The sequence below is a fragment of the Paenibacillus sp. FSL H8-0168 genome, assembly GCF_038592955.1.
Taxonomy (GTDB): Bacteria; Bacillota; Bacilli; order Paenibacillales; family Paenibacillaceae; genus Paenibacillus; species Paenibacillus polymyxa_B.
Map to the genome: position 1 here is coordinate 2,106,007 of NZ_CP151948.1, position 14,908 is coordinate 2,120,914.

At 47.2% G+C, this 14,908-nt stretch carries 10 protein-coding genes and 1 pseudogene; 8 read left to right on the plus strand and 3 right to left on the minus strand.

Annotation, left to right across the window (positions count from 1 at the left end):
• Nucleotides 1–13: 13 nt before the first annotated feature.
• Nucleotides 14–1,705 carry an ABC transporter substrate-binding protein gene (locus tag MHI21_RS09960; protein WP_160789687.1) on the minus strand — a complete coding sequence of 564 codons (1,692 nt, stop codon included), beginning with the start codon at nucleotides 1,703–1,705 and terminating at the stop codon, nucleotides 14–16.
• A 280-nt stretch (nucleotides 1,706–1,985) separates the two neighbouring features.
• Here MHI21_RS09960 and MHI21_RS09965 point away from each other — a divergent pair, with 280 nt between their 5' ends.
• The 6 genes and pseudogenes from MHI21_RS09965 (at nucleotide 1,986) to MHI21_RS09990 (ending at nucleotide 8,290) form a co-directional block, all read left to right on the plus strand.
• Complete coding sequence (locus MHI21_RS09965) at nucleotides 1,986–3,053, plus strand: LacI family DNA-binding transcriptional regulator (protein ID WP_342419933.1); 1,068 nt, start codon at nucleotides 1,986–1,988, stop codon at nucleotides 3,051–3,053.
• A 205-nt stretch (nucleotides 3,054–3,258) separates the two neighbouring features.
• Nucleotides 3,259–5,811, plus strand: a complete 2,553-nt coding sequence (locus MHI21_RS09970) for a glycoside hydrolase family 2 protein (RefSeq protein ID WP_342419934.1) — start codon at nucleotides 3,259–3,261, stop codon at nucleotides 5,809–5,811.
• Nucleotides 5,812–5,954: 143 nt separating this feature from the next.
• Nucleotides 5,955–6,311, plus strand: a pseudogene (locus MHI21_RS09975) (sugar phosphate isomerase/epimerase); the annotation flags it as partial.
• 314 nt (nucleotides 6,312–6,625) lie between these two features.
• Nucleotides 6,626–7,366: a DUF1361 domain-containing protein gene (locus tag MHI21_RS09980; RefSeq protein ID WP_342419935.1), complete on the plus strand. Its 741-nt coding sequence runs from the start codon at nucleotides 6,626–6,628 to the stop codon at nucleotides 7,364–7,366.
• 63 nt (nucleotides 7,367–7,429) lie between these two features.
• Nucleotides 7,430–7,633: a YwbE family protein gene (locus MHI21_RS09985; RefSeq protein WP_039270088.1), complete on the plus strand. Its 204-nt coding sequence runs from the start codon at nucleotides 7,430–7,432 to the stop codon at nucleotides 7,631–7,633.
• Nucleotides 7,634–7,657: 24 nt separating this feature from the next.
• The gene (locus MHI21_RS09990; protein ID WP_039270090.1) at nucleotides 7,658–8,290 is read left to right on the plus strand and encodes a DUF2238 domain-containing protein; all 633 of its coding nucleotides are present in this window, start codon (nucleotides 7,658–7,660) and stop codon (nucleotides 8,288–8,290) included.
• 57 nt (nucleotides 8,291–8,347) lie between these two features.
• Here MHI21_RS09990 and MHI21_RS09995 read toward each other — a convergent pair whose 3' ends face one another.
• Together MHI21_RS09995 and MHI21_RS10000 are read right to left on the minus strand one after the other, a co-directional pair.
• Entirely contained in the window at nucleotides 8,348–9,517 is a 1,170-nt protein-coding gene (locus MHI21_RS09995) for a glycosyltransferase family 1 protein (protein ID WP_341161758.1), read from the minus strand.
• A gap of 92 nt (nucleotides 9,518–9,609) precedes the next feature.
• Entirely contained in the window at nucleotides 9,610–10,914 is a 1,305-nt protein-coding gene (locus MHI21_RS10000) for an MFS transporter (RefSeq protein WP_160790375.1), read from the minus strand.
• Nucleotides 10,915–11,119: 205 nt separating this feature from the next.
• On the opposite strand from MHI21_RS10000, the gene MHI21_RS10005 reads away from it, so the two are divergent.
• Both MHI21_RS10005 and helD read left to right on the plus strand, forming a co-directional pair.
• Nucleotides 11,120–12,151 (plus strand): aromatic acid exporter family protein, encoded by a 1,032-nt coding sequence (locus MHI21_RS10005; protein ID WP_175405266.1) that lies wholly within the window; start codon nucleotides 11,120–11,122, stop codon nucleotides 12,149–12,151.
• Nucleotides 12,152–12,506: 355 nt separating this feature from the next.
• Entirely contained in the window at nucleotides 12,507–14,885 is a 2,379-nt protein-coding gene (gene helD, locus MHI21_RS10010; RefSeq protein ID WP_342419936.1) for an RNA polymerase recycling motor HelD, read from the plus strand.
• Nucleotides 14,886–14,908: the final 23 nt, after the last annotated feature.

Sequence of the window (14,908 nt, forward strand, 5' to 3'; positions counted from 1 at the left end):
AAGCAAGCAAACCTTATTTTTCACCGTACCACAGTTTCAGCCGATTTTGGATTAGGCCAGTATAGATTTCTTCAGCCTTTGGAACACCTGCCTGGTCCAGCTCTTGGAGCATGCGGTCATACACAGCGTCGAACTGATCTGGCTTGGCGAGTACAGCCTCAGGAATCCGTTTGCGTACAATGTCCTGCGACTTTTGATAAATAACATTGTAATTCGTATCGGTCGGAACAGGCATGTTGTAGGCAGCACCCCACTCTTTTACCGGAAAATCCTTTTCGTTCGGAAACAGGTCTTTCCACGTCTGGGCTTTGTATGCCTGAAGGGACTCTTTTTCGGCTTGACTATAATTTTCGGTAATCATCTCCGGATAATTGGTTGTGTAATAGTTGCCAGAAGGGTCCTTCACGCTATCGCCATAATGTGGCCCCCATATCCAGTACAAACCGATTCCTGACTCTCTGCTAAAAGAAGCGTTATCAGTGTTTTTACGTTGTTGCACATCCGCCGGAATGACTCGTTTGCCGTTCTCTACGTTGTAATGCTGGCCTTCAATTCCCCAATTGCGTAAAATTTGTCCTTCGTCGGAGGCCAGAAAATCCAGAAACTTGATAGCTCGCACCGGATTTTCGCATGAGGTTGTAATTCCGATCCCGGATGCAGTATCGAAGCCGATAGGCTGAAGGGAATGGTCCTCGTATTTCTCATTTAAAGTGACTGGAAAATGGGCGTAAGTGAATTCATCCTTACCGGCTGCCTTGAGCGCATTTTCGGCATCTTGATAGTTCCATTCCTGATCAATGAGTCCGATGACACGGCCTGCGGCGATTTTGGACTTGTACTGATCACTTTTTTGTACAAAAGTATCCTTATCCAACAGTCCTTCATTGTACATATGGTTCAACCAACGGAAATATTCGCGTTCTTCTGGGCGCTTGTAGTGAAGAATGGCTTTGTGTGTTTTAGGATCAATATAATATTCGCCATCGTCGGGTCCACCTGTAGCAGTAACAGCCGGGTTTGTCACTGTAATTTGAATTTTCCAGTCTTCGGCATCAAGTGATAGGGGGATGGTAGGCTGGCCATTGGTGGTAGGGTATTTGGCGACATAATCTTTAAGTGCTTTTTCAAAATCTTGAACGGTGCGGATTTTAGGGTATCCAAGCTTCTTAAGTGCCTGATGCTGGATTTCGAAGCCAGCTTGTGCATCAAACGCGATGTGATCCACACCCAAATTGGTCGGGATCGTGTAAATGGCTGGATCTTCACTACTATATTTAATACGATTAAAATAGTCTCCATACACTTTCTTAATGTTAGGGCCGTATTTATCAATGAGATCTGTTAAGTCAATGAGTGCTCCGGCATCGACCAACTTGCCAATGTCTGATTTGGGGTACACGAGATCTGGATACTCTCCGCTCGCTGCCATTAAAGCAAACTTTTCCTCGCCTCGACCATTGACAGCATGTTCGGCATTTAGCGTAACGCCCGTTTTCTTGATAATTTCCTGCCCGACAGCATCCTTCATGTTGTTCCAGTTAGAGCTGGAATCACCGCCAAAGAAAGTAAGTGTAATGGGACTGGTGTCATTAGGATCTTCCTTTTCTGCCTTACCGTCTGTTCCATTCGCGCAGCCCGTTGTAACGAGCAGCAGCAAAGACAGGAGTAGAATGGAGCTCTGTCGTACCAACCTGTTCTTGAACATTTGCAAATCCCCCTTAATAAGTATGATTTACACAATGTAAGTGCTTTCAATAGTAAATTGTAGGAAATAAAGAACCTCACGTCAAGTAATTTATAATTGCTTGTTATGCGGTTTGTTTTTTTATTAAGCAAACATATTTTGGTGGAGGGTGTGGATTTGTACAGATCTATCATTTGATGATCTAAAACAAAGTATGCTACGATGGTACCAGTTTATAGGTACACCCGTGTATTAGAAAGGTTAAGATAGAAAAAGACTCCGAATAGGGTTGGGTGAGAAGATGCGTGGAAAAGTAACGTTGCAAGAAATTGCGGATGCGGCGGGCGTTTCAAAGTTCGCTGTTTCGCGTGCACTATCAGGCAAACCCGGTGTAAGTGAAGAGACAAGGGCGGTTCTGGTCAAGCTTGCCGCCCAGATGGGCTATTTTCGCAGTCACCCCAAAATGACAGGGGTAGAGCCTCGGGACACAGATACCAGAGAATGGTCAGGTACCGTGCTAGTGTTATTTCCGAATATTAGGTACCAGAACAGGGAATCCAGATACTGGGGGCCTGTATTTGAAGGGATTTCCGAGCGTCTGAACCGTAAGGGTATGGATATGATCACGTTAACGGAACCCTCGACTGAAGACATGTTTTCTTTACTGAATCCAGAGTCGATTAAAGGGATTATCACAGTAGGGACGATTTCAACTTCGTTGTTGCTGAACATTTATCGGATGGGTATTCCGGTCGTCATGGTAGATCATTGGGATTCTGCATTTTTAAGTGATACGGTGTTTACAGATAATCGCACATGCATGAGTGAATTAATGAAGGACTTGCTGTGCAGGGGCTATACCCGCTTTCAGTTTGTAGGTCATATTGATGACGCTCACAGTTTCTACGAACGCTGGGAAGCATGTCGTTCCACACTGGAAATGAGCGGAGTAGAATTGCGGCAGATTAAAGTTCTTCTTCACAGGGGAGCGCAAGCGCTTGCTGAGGAAATGGAAAAGTTGTCCGAGGACGAACTGCCTGAGGTTTTTGTATGTGCTAATGATGTGACTGCTGCGCAAGTCGTGGATGTGCTGAAAGAAAAGGGGATTGACGTTCCGAGGCGTTGCGGAGTGACCGGGTTTGACGATACGAATGAACAAATGCCGATTTATGCCACGGTGAGAGTGGATAAGGAATTGCTGGGAATGCGTGCAGTGGACCAGTTGTTATGGCGCATAACGAACCCGAACTCGCCTGTCGAGAAAAAGTTGCTACATGCTGAGCTATTCGTACGGGAAGTTCATGCACCCCGGATCAGTCGGGAAAATGATGACCGTGAGCGTCCCATCAGCACAATCACATATAGTTAATGTCCAGATACGTGTTATGACACCATACACCGTGAAGACGAAGGAGGTCGCTTTTAGCCTGTTTAGGGGCAGAGGGCGACTTTTATTTTGTATTTTGCCATTTGTTCTAAAAAACAATTGACTATTTTGTTAGCTTAATGTTATTTTTGTTATGTTACTGACGAATCCAGATGTTCCCAATCATGCTTATAGGAGGCTTGTGACGATGGTTAATGTGATAGGGTTGGATGGCTGGAGGTTTAGGGAAGCGCAAAGTGATGAGTGGCTCAGCGCGAAAGTGCCGGGTTGTGTGCATACTGATCTTTTACGACATGGCAAAATTCCTGATCCGTTTATCGGTATGAACGAGATGGAGGTACAGTGGATTGATAAGCAGGATTGGATATATGAAGCCCATTTTGAGATAAATGCAGATCAGCTTCAATGTCAATGTGTAGAGTTGGTGTTGGAAGGTTTGGACACATACGCGGATGTAAAAGTGAATGGTCAATCTGTCTTGTCAGCCAATAATATGTTTCGGGTATGGAGACAGGATGTGAAGGCATTTGTTCAGCAAGGGGAAAATCGGCTAGAAATCAGTTTTCGTTCTCCGATCGCTGAAGATGTACCCAAGCTTGAAAGCTTGGGTTATGGACTCCCTGCACCCAATGATCAGTCTGAGATCGGTGGTTTGTCCGACAAAAAGGTAAGCGTTTTCGCACGTAAGGCTCCCTACCACTACGGTTGGGACTGGGGACCGAGGCTGGTGACGAGCGGTATCTGGAGGGAGGTCCGGATCGAGGCGTGGTCCGGTCTGATCGTGAGAAACTTGTTTATTCGACAGGACGAGGTGAATTCGGTAGGGGCTAAACTCATGGCAGTGGTAGAGATCGAAAATGCAGATGAGATTAGAGATGCCGAGTTGCGTATTTCCGCTGACGGGAAGGTGTGGTCCAAGCCGGTACGGCTGCTGAAGGGGAAGCAGACGGTCGAGCTGGAGCTGGAGATGAAGAAGCCGAAGCTGTGGTGGTGCCGTGGACTGGGGGAGCCGCATTTATATACGTTTGTGGCCGAATTGGTGGAGCAAGGACAAGGAGCTGTAACCGCGGAAAAATCAGTAAAAACGGGACTGCGTTCCATCCGTCTTGTACGTGAACGGGATGCAGCAGGAGAGAGCTTTTATTTTGAGCTGAACGGAATTCCTGTGTTTGCAAAAGGGGCTAACCATATTCCGAATGACAGCTTTGTCACTGAAGTTACGATGGAACGATATCGGTATGAAATTGCCAGTGCAGCCGCCTCGAATATGAATATGCTGCGGGTGTGGGGTGGCGGTATTTATGAACAAGACATATTTTATGAGCTTTGTGATGAATACGGTTTGCTCGTGTGGCAAGATTTTATGTTCGCCTGCAGTATGTACCCGGGGGATGAGGATTTTATGGACAATGTGGCACAGGAAGCCGAGGACAATATTAAGCGGCTGCGTCATCATCCCTGCATTGCCTTATGGTGCGGCAATAATGAGATCGATTCTGCATGGGCGCATTATGAAGAGAATGGAGGCTGGGGCTGGAAAAAGGACTACACACCTGAGCAACGGGAACGCCTATGGAATGATTATGAAATACTCTTTCATCGGATTCTACCGGAGGCGGTACACACCTGGTCTGCCCAGACAGCCTATTGGCCCTCCTCCCCGCTGATTGACCTGACCAGAGATCGGAACCAGCATGCCCATCGGTCTTCAACTGCAGGTGATATTCATTATTGGGGTGTATGGCACGCGTCTGAGCCGTTTGAGAATTATCATGTACATGTGGGTCGTTTTATGAGTGAATATGGTTTTCAGTCCTTTCCTGAATACAAGTCTGTTCGTACTTATGCGGAAGAGAAGGATTTGGAGCTGGAATCTGAGGTGATGCTGGCACATCAGAAGAACGATGCGGGCAATCGTCTGATTAAAGAATATATGGAGCGATACATGCGAGAGCCAAAGGATTTTACATGTTTTCTTCCCATGAGCCAAATTTTACAGGCAGAAGCAATGAAAGCAGCTATAGAGGCGCATCGTCGTCACAAGCCCTATTGCATGGGAACATTATACTGGCAAATGAATGACTGCTGGCCCGTTGCCTCCTGGTCGAGTATGGACTATTTTGGTCGTTGGAAGGCGCTCCAATATACGGCTAAGCGCAGCTTTGCTGATGTGCTGTTGAGTGCAACCGATACAGAACAGGGGAATAAGGCCCTGCATCTAGTCAACGATACACTAGAGCCGATATCAGGTACGCTGCGGCTGACTCTTTTGCATATCCGTAGCAGCCAGGCAGTTCATGAAGAGAACGTTAAGGTAAAGCAACCAGCAGGCGGTGCAGGAATTGTACATATACTGCCTATCGACAAATGGCTGAGTGGCCTGAACCGTGCGGAGCATATGCTGGTCGCGTGTCTGACGCAGAATGGTGAACAGGTCGCCTCTGGTGAAATTTATTTTGCAGACACGAAAGAGATGGATTTACCGCAGGCAAAAATTGAAGTGACAGAGATTCAGGGAAGTGGGGGCAGCAGATTCATGCTGTGTTCGGATGTACTTGCTAGACACGTGTGGCTATCGGCAGAGCTGGAAGGCATTTTCAGCGACAACCATCTGGATCTGGCTCCCGGTATTCCAAAAACAGTGGAATTTTTGGCTTTGCACAACGGTTCATCAGCATTTGTGGCAGCTGCGCCGGGTACATTGGCAGTACATTCATTAGTCAATTGGATACAAGGTTAGACAACAGTAAAAGCTTATCCGTCTTTAAGTAGATGATGGATAGGCTTTTTTTGTAATATAAATTTATTTTTTGTGATATGTGGAGCGCTTTCATAATGTTAATATACATAACAAAAGAAGGCTTGGGAGTTAAGTGGTAACAGATCATTTGTAAGAAATCTGTCTATTTAGCAACTAACTATTGGAATATAAAAAAGCATACGGTTGGTCGAGAACTTGTAAAGGAAATCCGTCAGTTGGGCTTTAGCAGGGTGGAGCTGAACTATAACATTACCCGGGAAATGCTAACGACGATTGAGCCTATGATTGAGCGGGGAGAAATCGGCATATCGAGTGTGCATAATACATTTCCTCATACACCAGATCCGGATTACGGCACGAATTCCGTTCTGCTCGGGTTTGACGTTGAAACCAAGCGACAACGTGCGATAGAGCTGCTGGTGCAATCTGTGGAATATGCGCATCATTATGGAGCAAAAGCGGTAATTGTGCATCCCGGACGCCGGATGGCGAATGGACGGGATTAGTGACGAAAATTTATAATGCCGTTAGCGATATTACGCTAATTCATGCTGCCCGAATATTAAAACTACCGGAGCTACGCCTTTACCTGTGAGTGAAGTCTAAAACACAGTAAGCATCTATTTTTCGGGGATGAAGTCCATTCCCGGAGAACGGATGTTTTTTTGTGTTCATTGATGTAGAGGTAGAGCGCTTCCATTGAGCTTGAAGCCATTGTGGTGTACACTGTCCAGAACAGGTGTAAATTGGAACGTCAGGAAGGCAGGACGGTTACAAGGAGGGAAAGACACATATGTATGCCCGTTTAAGATCGTTAAATTATCCACTAAAACTCTATGTTTTTTTAGCACTGGCCTTATGCTCCGTAATCAGTACATTGTGGATCATTAACGTGCGACTGCCCTCAGGGGGCCGCCCTTATCTTTTTATTTGGTGGAATATGATGTTGGCCTGGATTCCTATGCTGTTGACGCTACTGCTTGATGTAATGTACAGCTCGTGGAGGCGGGGAACGAGGACATTTTTACTCTGGGCTATGGGGGCGGCATGGCTTTTCTTTTATCCCAATACACCCTATTTGATCACAGATTTGCTGCATGTATTCGCCAGATATCCATTTCTCGGGGAGCAACGTTTCTGGGGCAATCCGTACTTTTGGAATCATGTACTGGGGATGCTGCTGGTAGCCGTACTTGGCCTGACAATGGGTTTTGTATCGCTCGAATCCGTACGACAGTTGGTACAACGTGCACGTGGTGGGCTTGTTAGTTGGCTGTTTATGCTGGCGGTACTCTTGTTGAGCAGCCTGGGTATTTACATTGGCCGTTTCTTTCGAGGGAACACATGGGATATTGTTTCTGCGCCCTCTCAACTGTATGCACAGGTATCTTCCATATGGGCAGACTCCTTGCAACGTACTCATTTTGTGGAGTTTAGTGGGATGCTATTCGTCATTTTGCTCGTCAGCTATGTATCCACGATGTGCGTAGTCTGGATAGGGAACAACCGCCAGGACGAATGGCGTCGCTGGTGATTTGATTGCAGCTGAGTGGCTGAATATTATCAAAAAATGTAAATCAAAGGAGGAATAGCTACAATGAACGGACAGAATCGATCCGATATCCGCGCTGGTCTTCAGGTGGATATTGTGCTTAAAAAGGATCAGTCTACCGGTAAGTTGACGCGAGGAACGGTGAAAGATATTTTGACCAATTCCCCGCGTCATCCGCATGGAATCAAAGTGCGTTTGGCAGACGGACAGGTTGGGCGTGTCAAACATATCGTAACGAACGAAGGCTAGAGCTTTGGGTGAGGAGGAATGAAGATGAATCAGGCAACGGCATGGTCTAAAAATGATCGCTACCCGCTTGTTTTACTTGTATTGCTGGCGCTTGCCCTCATTTGGTCTTTAATTCGCCCGGCGGATCATTTTACATGGGTACTGGAAGTTCTCCCGGCAGTTTTGGGAGCTGTGCTGCTGGCGGCTTTGTACCGTAGATTTCGGTTTACCAATCTGGTATACACCCTAATCTGGCTGCACGCATTGATCCTGATTGTCGGTGGACATTATACCTATGCCGAAATGCCACTGTTCAACTGGATTCGGGATACGTTCGGACTGGAGCGCAATTATTATGATCGACTTGGGCATTTTGTACAAGGTTTTGTACCTGCACTCATTGTCAGGGAAGTGCTGTTGCGTAAAACGGCCTTGGGAAGCGGGAGCTGGCTTACTTTCCTCACGGTTAGTGTGTGTCTTGCGATCAGCGCTGTGTACGAGCTGATTGAGTTTGCTGTAGCCAAGGCAACCGGAACGGCAGCAGAAGCCTTTTTGGGCACACAGGGAGATGTATGGGATACCCAGTGGGATATGCTTCTTGCGTTCATCGGCGCCTTGACCGCAGTGATTTTGTTGAGTGGGGTACATAACAAGCTGCTGAAGCAATTAAGGTATTAGCAGAATTTATTTAACCCGCCATTATCATGCTATTTGAAATTTCGCTGTTTTTGAAGGCTACATTCGCGTCATGGGACGGCTGTCGAGGTGTAGGGTTGCTGCGTCCATGTAGCTGTCCAGTAGCCGTTCAAAAATACGGTCCCATGTCTGCTCCAGGCTGTAGGCTCTACCAGCTCTGGACATAGCATCACGAAGTGAGGCATCCTCGTACAACAGCTGTACAGCTTTGGCAAAGGCAGCGGAGTCCCCAGCAGGACACAATAGCCCTGTATTTCCATGGATTAGATTATCTTTTACCCCGCCTTCATTGGCACCGACCACAGGTGTACCGCTCGCCATAGCCTCCAGTACAACATTGCCGAAGGTTTCCGTGGTGGAAGGGAAGAGAAATACGTCGGCTGCGGCGTAGAGTTCAGCTAATTCCGGCCCTTTCACAAAACCAAGCCAGTGGACTGCATGCTCCGGCACCCCTAGATCCGCTGCAGTTTTGACCTTATACAATGGACCATCTCCTGCAATGACCAGCACAGAGGCTGCGCGGACGTCATCGGGTAACTGGAGATAGGAATCCAGTAACGTGTCTATCCCCTTTTCCGGTGCAAGCCTGCCTACATACAAAATAACAAATGCATCTGCATGAACGCCCCATTTCTTCCATACTGCATTACGGTCCACCTTTGGTTGGAATCGGTCAGTATCAATGCCTCTACTCCAGATTTCGAGCTGCCCCATTCCTTTATTGTGCAACAATTCCATGGTTGATTGAGAAGGGACATATACCCTTTCGCAATGTCTGTGAAACCAGAGCATGTATTTCCATAACGCAGGTTCAAGCCAGCGAAGCTTGTAATATTCGAGGTATTTATCAAAGTGGGTGTGATATGAGGCGACGAGTGGAATATGGTGTTTGGCTGCGTAGCTTGTTCCATACAGGCCAAGGTTAAATGGAGTAGCGACATGAATCAGATGCGGGGAAAAGGCTGACAGACGCTCGTTGATCTGTTTGGCGTTGGGGATCGCAAGTCTGCATTCCCGGTACAATAAAAAGGGAATACTCCGAAATCGCTCTACACCCGGCCCAGAGGGCAGATGATGGTCTGCCTCCGGTGCGAAGACGAGCGTAGATACTCCATGTGTCTCCAGATAGCCAATCCATCGTTCCAGGGTCAGAGCAGCGCCATTCACGTCAGGCGTATACGTGTCCGTAAATAATGCAACTCGAAGCATGCCTTCATTCCTCCTCGCCATTCTCATTTATCCTATGACGTTCCAGGGGAGTCCGCTTGGAGGCTCCGGCTTTTATTGTGTCATGATTTTGTTTACGGGCTTGCTGGGTTTTGTAAAAGCTGGCCCGCGGACGGGCGCTTTTCTCGGAACATTCTGTAATAGACGAGGGAGGACAAAATATAGAAAACACCTGTCATGCTAAATGTGATGGCATAGCCCCAGTAGTTGCCATATGTTGTAACCAAATAGGCTTGTACAGGTCCCATACCTGCGGTGCCTAGCATCCAGGTCGTCTGGAGAATGGAGTTGGCAATGCCGCGATTTTTATCTGACACACGTTCGACGAGAATGGCGGTTTGCAGCGGATTGGCTGCATTCATTAGCGCTTGCCTGAATAGAAAGCTGATGGAAGCGATCCATAGCACGTTCGTAAAGCCGGTAATGAGAAGGAAGGGTAGCGAAAGCAGTTGGAAGCCAACTACAGCTCTGACCAGTCCAATCCGGCTGCCGAGGGTAGGCCCGATCAACATGGAGAGGATGGTCATGAGCTGGCCGAGTGCAATCAGTAAACTCATTGCGCTGAGCGATACGGAGAAGCGGTTCGTAAAATACAAATTAAGATACGGGATGACCAGACCTGAACCTAACCCAAGAAAAAACTGGGCCAGAACAAATTGTCCAATAACCCGGCGATCAGAAGCAGCAGTAGGCGTCTCTGAGGCAGGGATATCGGGTGCACTGTGCGGTGTATGTACTTGTTCTGTTTGAGGTGAAGATTCAGCAGGAGCTGGTGCTTCTACGGTTGCTGTAGTTTTTGTGATGAACAATAGAGGAATAAAGGCGGTCAATGTTGCCATTCCTCCAAGGAACAGAGCGACCCGCAGACTGGATAGCGGTGTGATTCCCCACGTCTGCAGCCCATCTGCGAGTACGCCACCCCCGAAGCTACCCAGAACCTGGGCTGCCAGTACAAGAGCTGAGTAATAGCTGAATATTTTTAAGCGTTGAGCTTTACTTATGCTTTCCGCTAAAAAAGGCACAGCCAGCACCTGAATAAAGGCGGCGAATACACCTGAGATTACGGCAAATACCAACATGCTTCCGCTGGTATCTGTAAAGGTACGGGCGAGAAAGGCCAGGCCGCTGAATAATGCGCCGATGACCAGCATATTTTCGCGGCTCGTCCGATCCCCCAAAAATCCGACCGGAATGAACAGCAACGCCGTCGCCAGCGCCTGCATGCTGACCACCCGGCCGTTCATATCATCATCAAAGCCAAGCCCTTGGATATACAGGTTATACAGTACAGAAAACATTCCCGTGCCCATCTGGTACAGCAGATTGGCCATAAAAAACAATCGGATATTACGCGGCCACTTTCGGGGCTCTTCTAACATTTTGCTAATCCATGACACGATGAGTTCCTCCTGTGACGTTGTTGCAAATAAGTTAATTCTGTTGATATGTATTCTATCAGGAACTGTACATTTCATAAATATTCCTGATCTCCGATTGTTTTGGGTAATAATAAAGCATGGACTTTACATTGAATTTTCATTATAGTAATTCGGTATGAATAAATTTGAAAGGTAAGCAGGAGGGATGGCTTTGGCTTTTGGAGCACGGGTGTTAAAAACGGGAATCGCAGTGACGCTCGCCCTTTTTCTGAGCACGCTTTTGAACACCCATTCGCCTGTGGGGGCAGCGATAGCCGCTATTTTTGCCATGCAACCGTCGATATATAGGTCGTGGCGTTATTTTCTGGATCAACTCCAAACAAGCACACTCGGTGCAATCATGGCGTTGCTGGGCGGAATGGTATTTTCGAATGAGCCGATTGCAGTTGGACTGGTATGTGTATTGGTACTTATGATATGTCTGAAAATAAATATGGCTGATACGGTTGGATTGACACTCGTGACCGTTGTTTCTGTAATGGAAGCCTCAGGGGACTGGAAATTTGCGGTGACCCGCTTTGCGCTCACTTTGATTGGGATTGTGTCTGCTTTTGTCATCAATGTTAGTGTTTTTCCCCCGAAACCGAAAAGGCAGTTTATTAATCAGATTCAAAATGTATTTAACAGCATGTCCTTGCTGCTGCGTACTGCCATTTCCGATGAGATTAAGGAGTCTGTCTTTAAAGAGGAAAAAGGAAATCTGGAGGGAGCCATTAAATCGCTGTCGGACAAATATCATTTGTTCGAGGAAGAGCAGAAGAAGCTCAAGCGCTCCAAGTTTAGTCAAACGAGACAAATGGTAGTATACAAACAAATGCTCGGAAGTTTACACAAAGGATATGAGGTACTGGATGCGGTGGAAAGACACTACTTCCAGTCTTTACGGCCAAAAGGAACGGATGCTTTTTTTGACAGTCATCTGGAGCTGCTGATTCGTTTTCACGAGCATGCTCTACTGAAATTCGAAAATAAGCTAAAACCGAATGAGGACGAAAGTGAATTGTTTCAGCAAGCCAACGGCGAATTTATGAAGCATGCGATCACACGTTTTGACCATTGTCAGGAAGGAATGCTGCGGCTGTCCATTGTGGCTGCGGCGATGTACGACTATGGTCATCAGCTGGAGAGGTTGAGCAGACTGGCCGATCATATTCATCCTGTAGAAGAGAGCAGATAGGCGAATTTCCTAAAGAAAAGCGACCGCATTCATCAATCAGATGGACGGTCGCTTTTTTATGTAATGAATTCAAGTATGTAAGAACAGGTTAATAGATGGTTGCCAGAACGCACAAAAAAAGCCCGCTGGTTGCGAACAGGGACTGAACTTGCTACAATAGAGGATGCTCTGTTTTATTGTGAAACCATATGCATAAGTTGTGAATTACACTTCTTGTTACATTATAGCATGCTTCAAAGGATTAGTCAATTTTCCCGGATCAGGGGGATGCCGCGAGTATGCCCGGGTCCATAATAGAGCATAGTTTGTACGCAAGGGAGCCCTGCATGGAGCAGGAGGAAACGGAACAGGAGCGATGCCAGTGACTACTGAACAGCAATGGAATGAAGAACAACGAAGAGTAGAAGATGTGACCGCAGTGATTAGCGGGCGTATTCGGAAGCTAGAGACAGAGGTTGGTTCTGTGCGCGGAGATGTCGTCGATATGCGTAAAGACTTCTGGGATGAGGTAACGATCAATTTCAGTGAGGCAGATGATGTGGGTGAGACGTCCACCAGTTTGCGTCAGCAGTCTGAGATTTTGTCTGAGCGGGAACGAAGACACAAGCATTCTACAGAGGCGTTAGGTCGTTTGAAAAAGTTGCTTGATTCACCGTATTTTGCACGCATTGATTTTGCTGAGAAAGGGCAGACTGCGGAACGTGTTTATCTGGGGATTGCCTCCCTGCTGGATAATCAAGATGAGGAGTTTCTGATCTACGACTGGCGCGCGCCTATTTCCAATCTTTATTACGATAACATGCCGGGCCCCGCTTCATATAAGAGCCCGGCAGGGGAGATGGAAGGGGAACTCACGCTTAAGCGCCAATTCTCGATCCGTGATGGACAGATCCGTTTTATGTTCGATACAGGGGTGACGATTGGAGACGAACTTCTTCAAGCTGTATTGAGCCGCAGCTCGGATGCTCAAATGAAAAGTATTGTCGCTACCATCCAAAGGGAGCAGAATCGCATCATTCGTGATGATCGAAGCCGGATGCTCATTGTTCAGGGGGCGGCAGGAAGTGGCAAAACCTCTGCTGCGCTTCAGAGAGTAGCGTATTTGTTGTATAAGTACCGGGATCGCTTACGAGCAGATCAGGTCGTGTTATTTTCGCCTAACCCGATGTTCAACAGTTATGTATCGACAGTATTGCCTGAATTGGGTGAGGAAAATATGCTTCAGGCCACGTTTCAGGAATATTTGGAGCGGCGTTTGGGCCGGGAGTTTCAGTTAGAAGATCCATTTGAACAGCTGGAATATGTGCTTTCAGCTTCGTTACAGCCTGGGTATGAAGCCAGGATGGAGGGTATCCGCTTTAAGTCGTCCAAGACATTCTTACATGTGATTACAAGCTACAAGACGTATTTGGAACAGGAGGGAATGCGTTTTAAACCTATCCGCTTTCAGGGACGTGAGGTAGTTTCAGTAGAGCAAATGGCACGCAAGTTTTATGAATTCGACTCTACGGTGCGGCTGGCGAACCGATTGGAATTGCTGCGGGATTGGATGCTCAAAGAGCTGGCCCGCTTTGGTAAGGAAGAATGCTCCGCCCCATGGGTGGATCAACAGATGGATCTGATGGAGCCGGAGGATTATCAGCGTGCCTATAACCGCATGCGCCGTAAATCCAAGAATAAGGGCGATACCTTCGACGATTTTACGCGTGAAAGAGAAATATTGGCGCGTATGGTGGTCAGTGACCGCTTAAAGCCCCTGCGCAAATGGATTAAGGCGCTTCGCTTCGTAGATACGACCCGGCTCTACAGCGAGCTGTTTATGAATGAGGCATTGTTGAGCCAACTGGCGAATCATGCAGAGCTGCCCGTCAGCTGGGGTGAAATTAGTCGACAAACTCTGGAACGAATTCAGGCTGGGGAGTTAGCGTATGAGGATGTGACACCCTTTTTATATTTGCGTGAGCTGATGCTGGGCTTTCGTTCCAATAGCAACATCCGTCACGTGTTTATTGATGAGGCACAGGACTATTCCCCATTCCAGCTGGCGTTCTTCAAGCGTTTATTTCCACAGGCTAAAATGACGGCACTGGGTGATTTTAATCAGGCCATCTATGCCCATGCCTCGGTGCTTCAGGATGCAGAGCCATTGTATGAGTTGTATGGTGCAGATCAGACCGAGATGATTTCCCTGACACGCAGCTATCGCTCAACACAGGAGATTGTGGAATTTACCCGGGGGATGGTCCCTGGGGGAGAGCACATTGTACCGTTTAACCGTAAGGGTGAGAAACCTCTTGTAACCGAGGTGCGTTCGCTTGAAAAGTTGCATCAATTGATAGTTGGGAATGTCACAGAATTGTTGGCAGAAGGCTATGAATCCATCGCGGTGATCTGTAAAAATGCTGACGAAAGCGCGGCAGCCTACGAAGCGCTGGAAGGACAGCTGTCAGTGAAGCCAAAATTAATTAAGAAAACAACTCCTGCTTTTGAAAAGGGGATTCATATTATTCCGGCCTACCTGGCAAAAGGCGTGGAATTCGATGCAGTCCTGATTTATGACGGATCAGCGAAACAATACCAGCGTGAGAGTGAGCGTAAGTTGTTCTACACCGCCTGTACGCGAGCGATGCATCTGCTGCATATTTATAGCATAGGGGAGATTACGCCATTCGTGAGTTTACGGGATTCGGATACGTATACCCTCAAAATGGAAGAAAGTGATCGTGTTCTATAGAGAGGACATTGGCAATCAGCTGG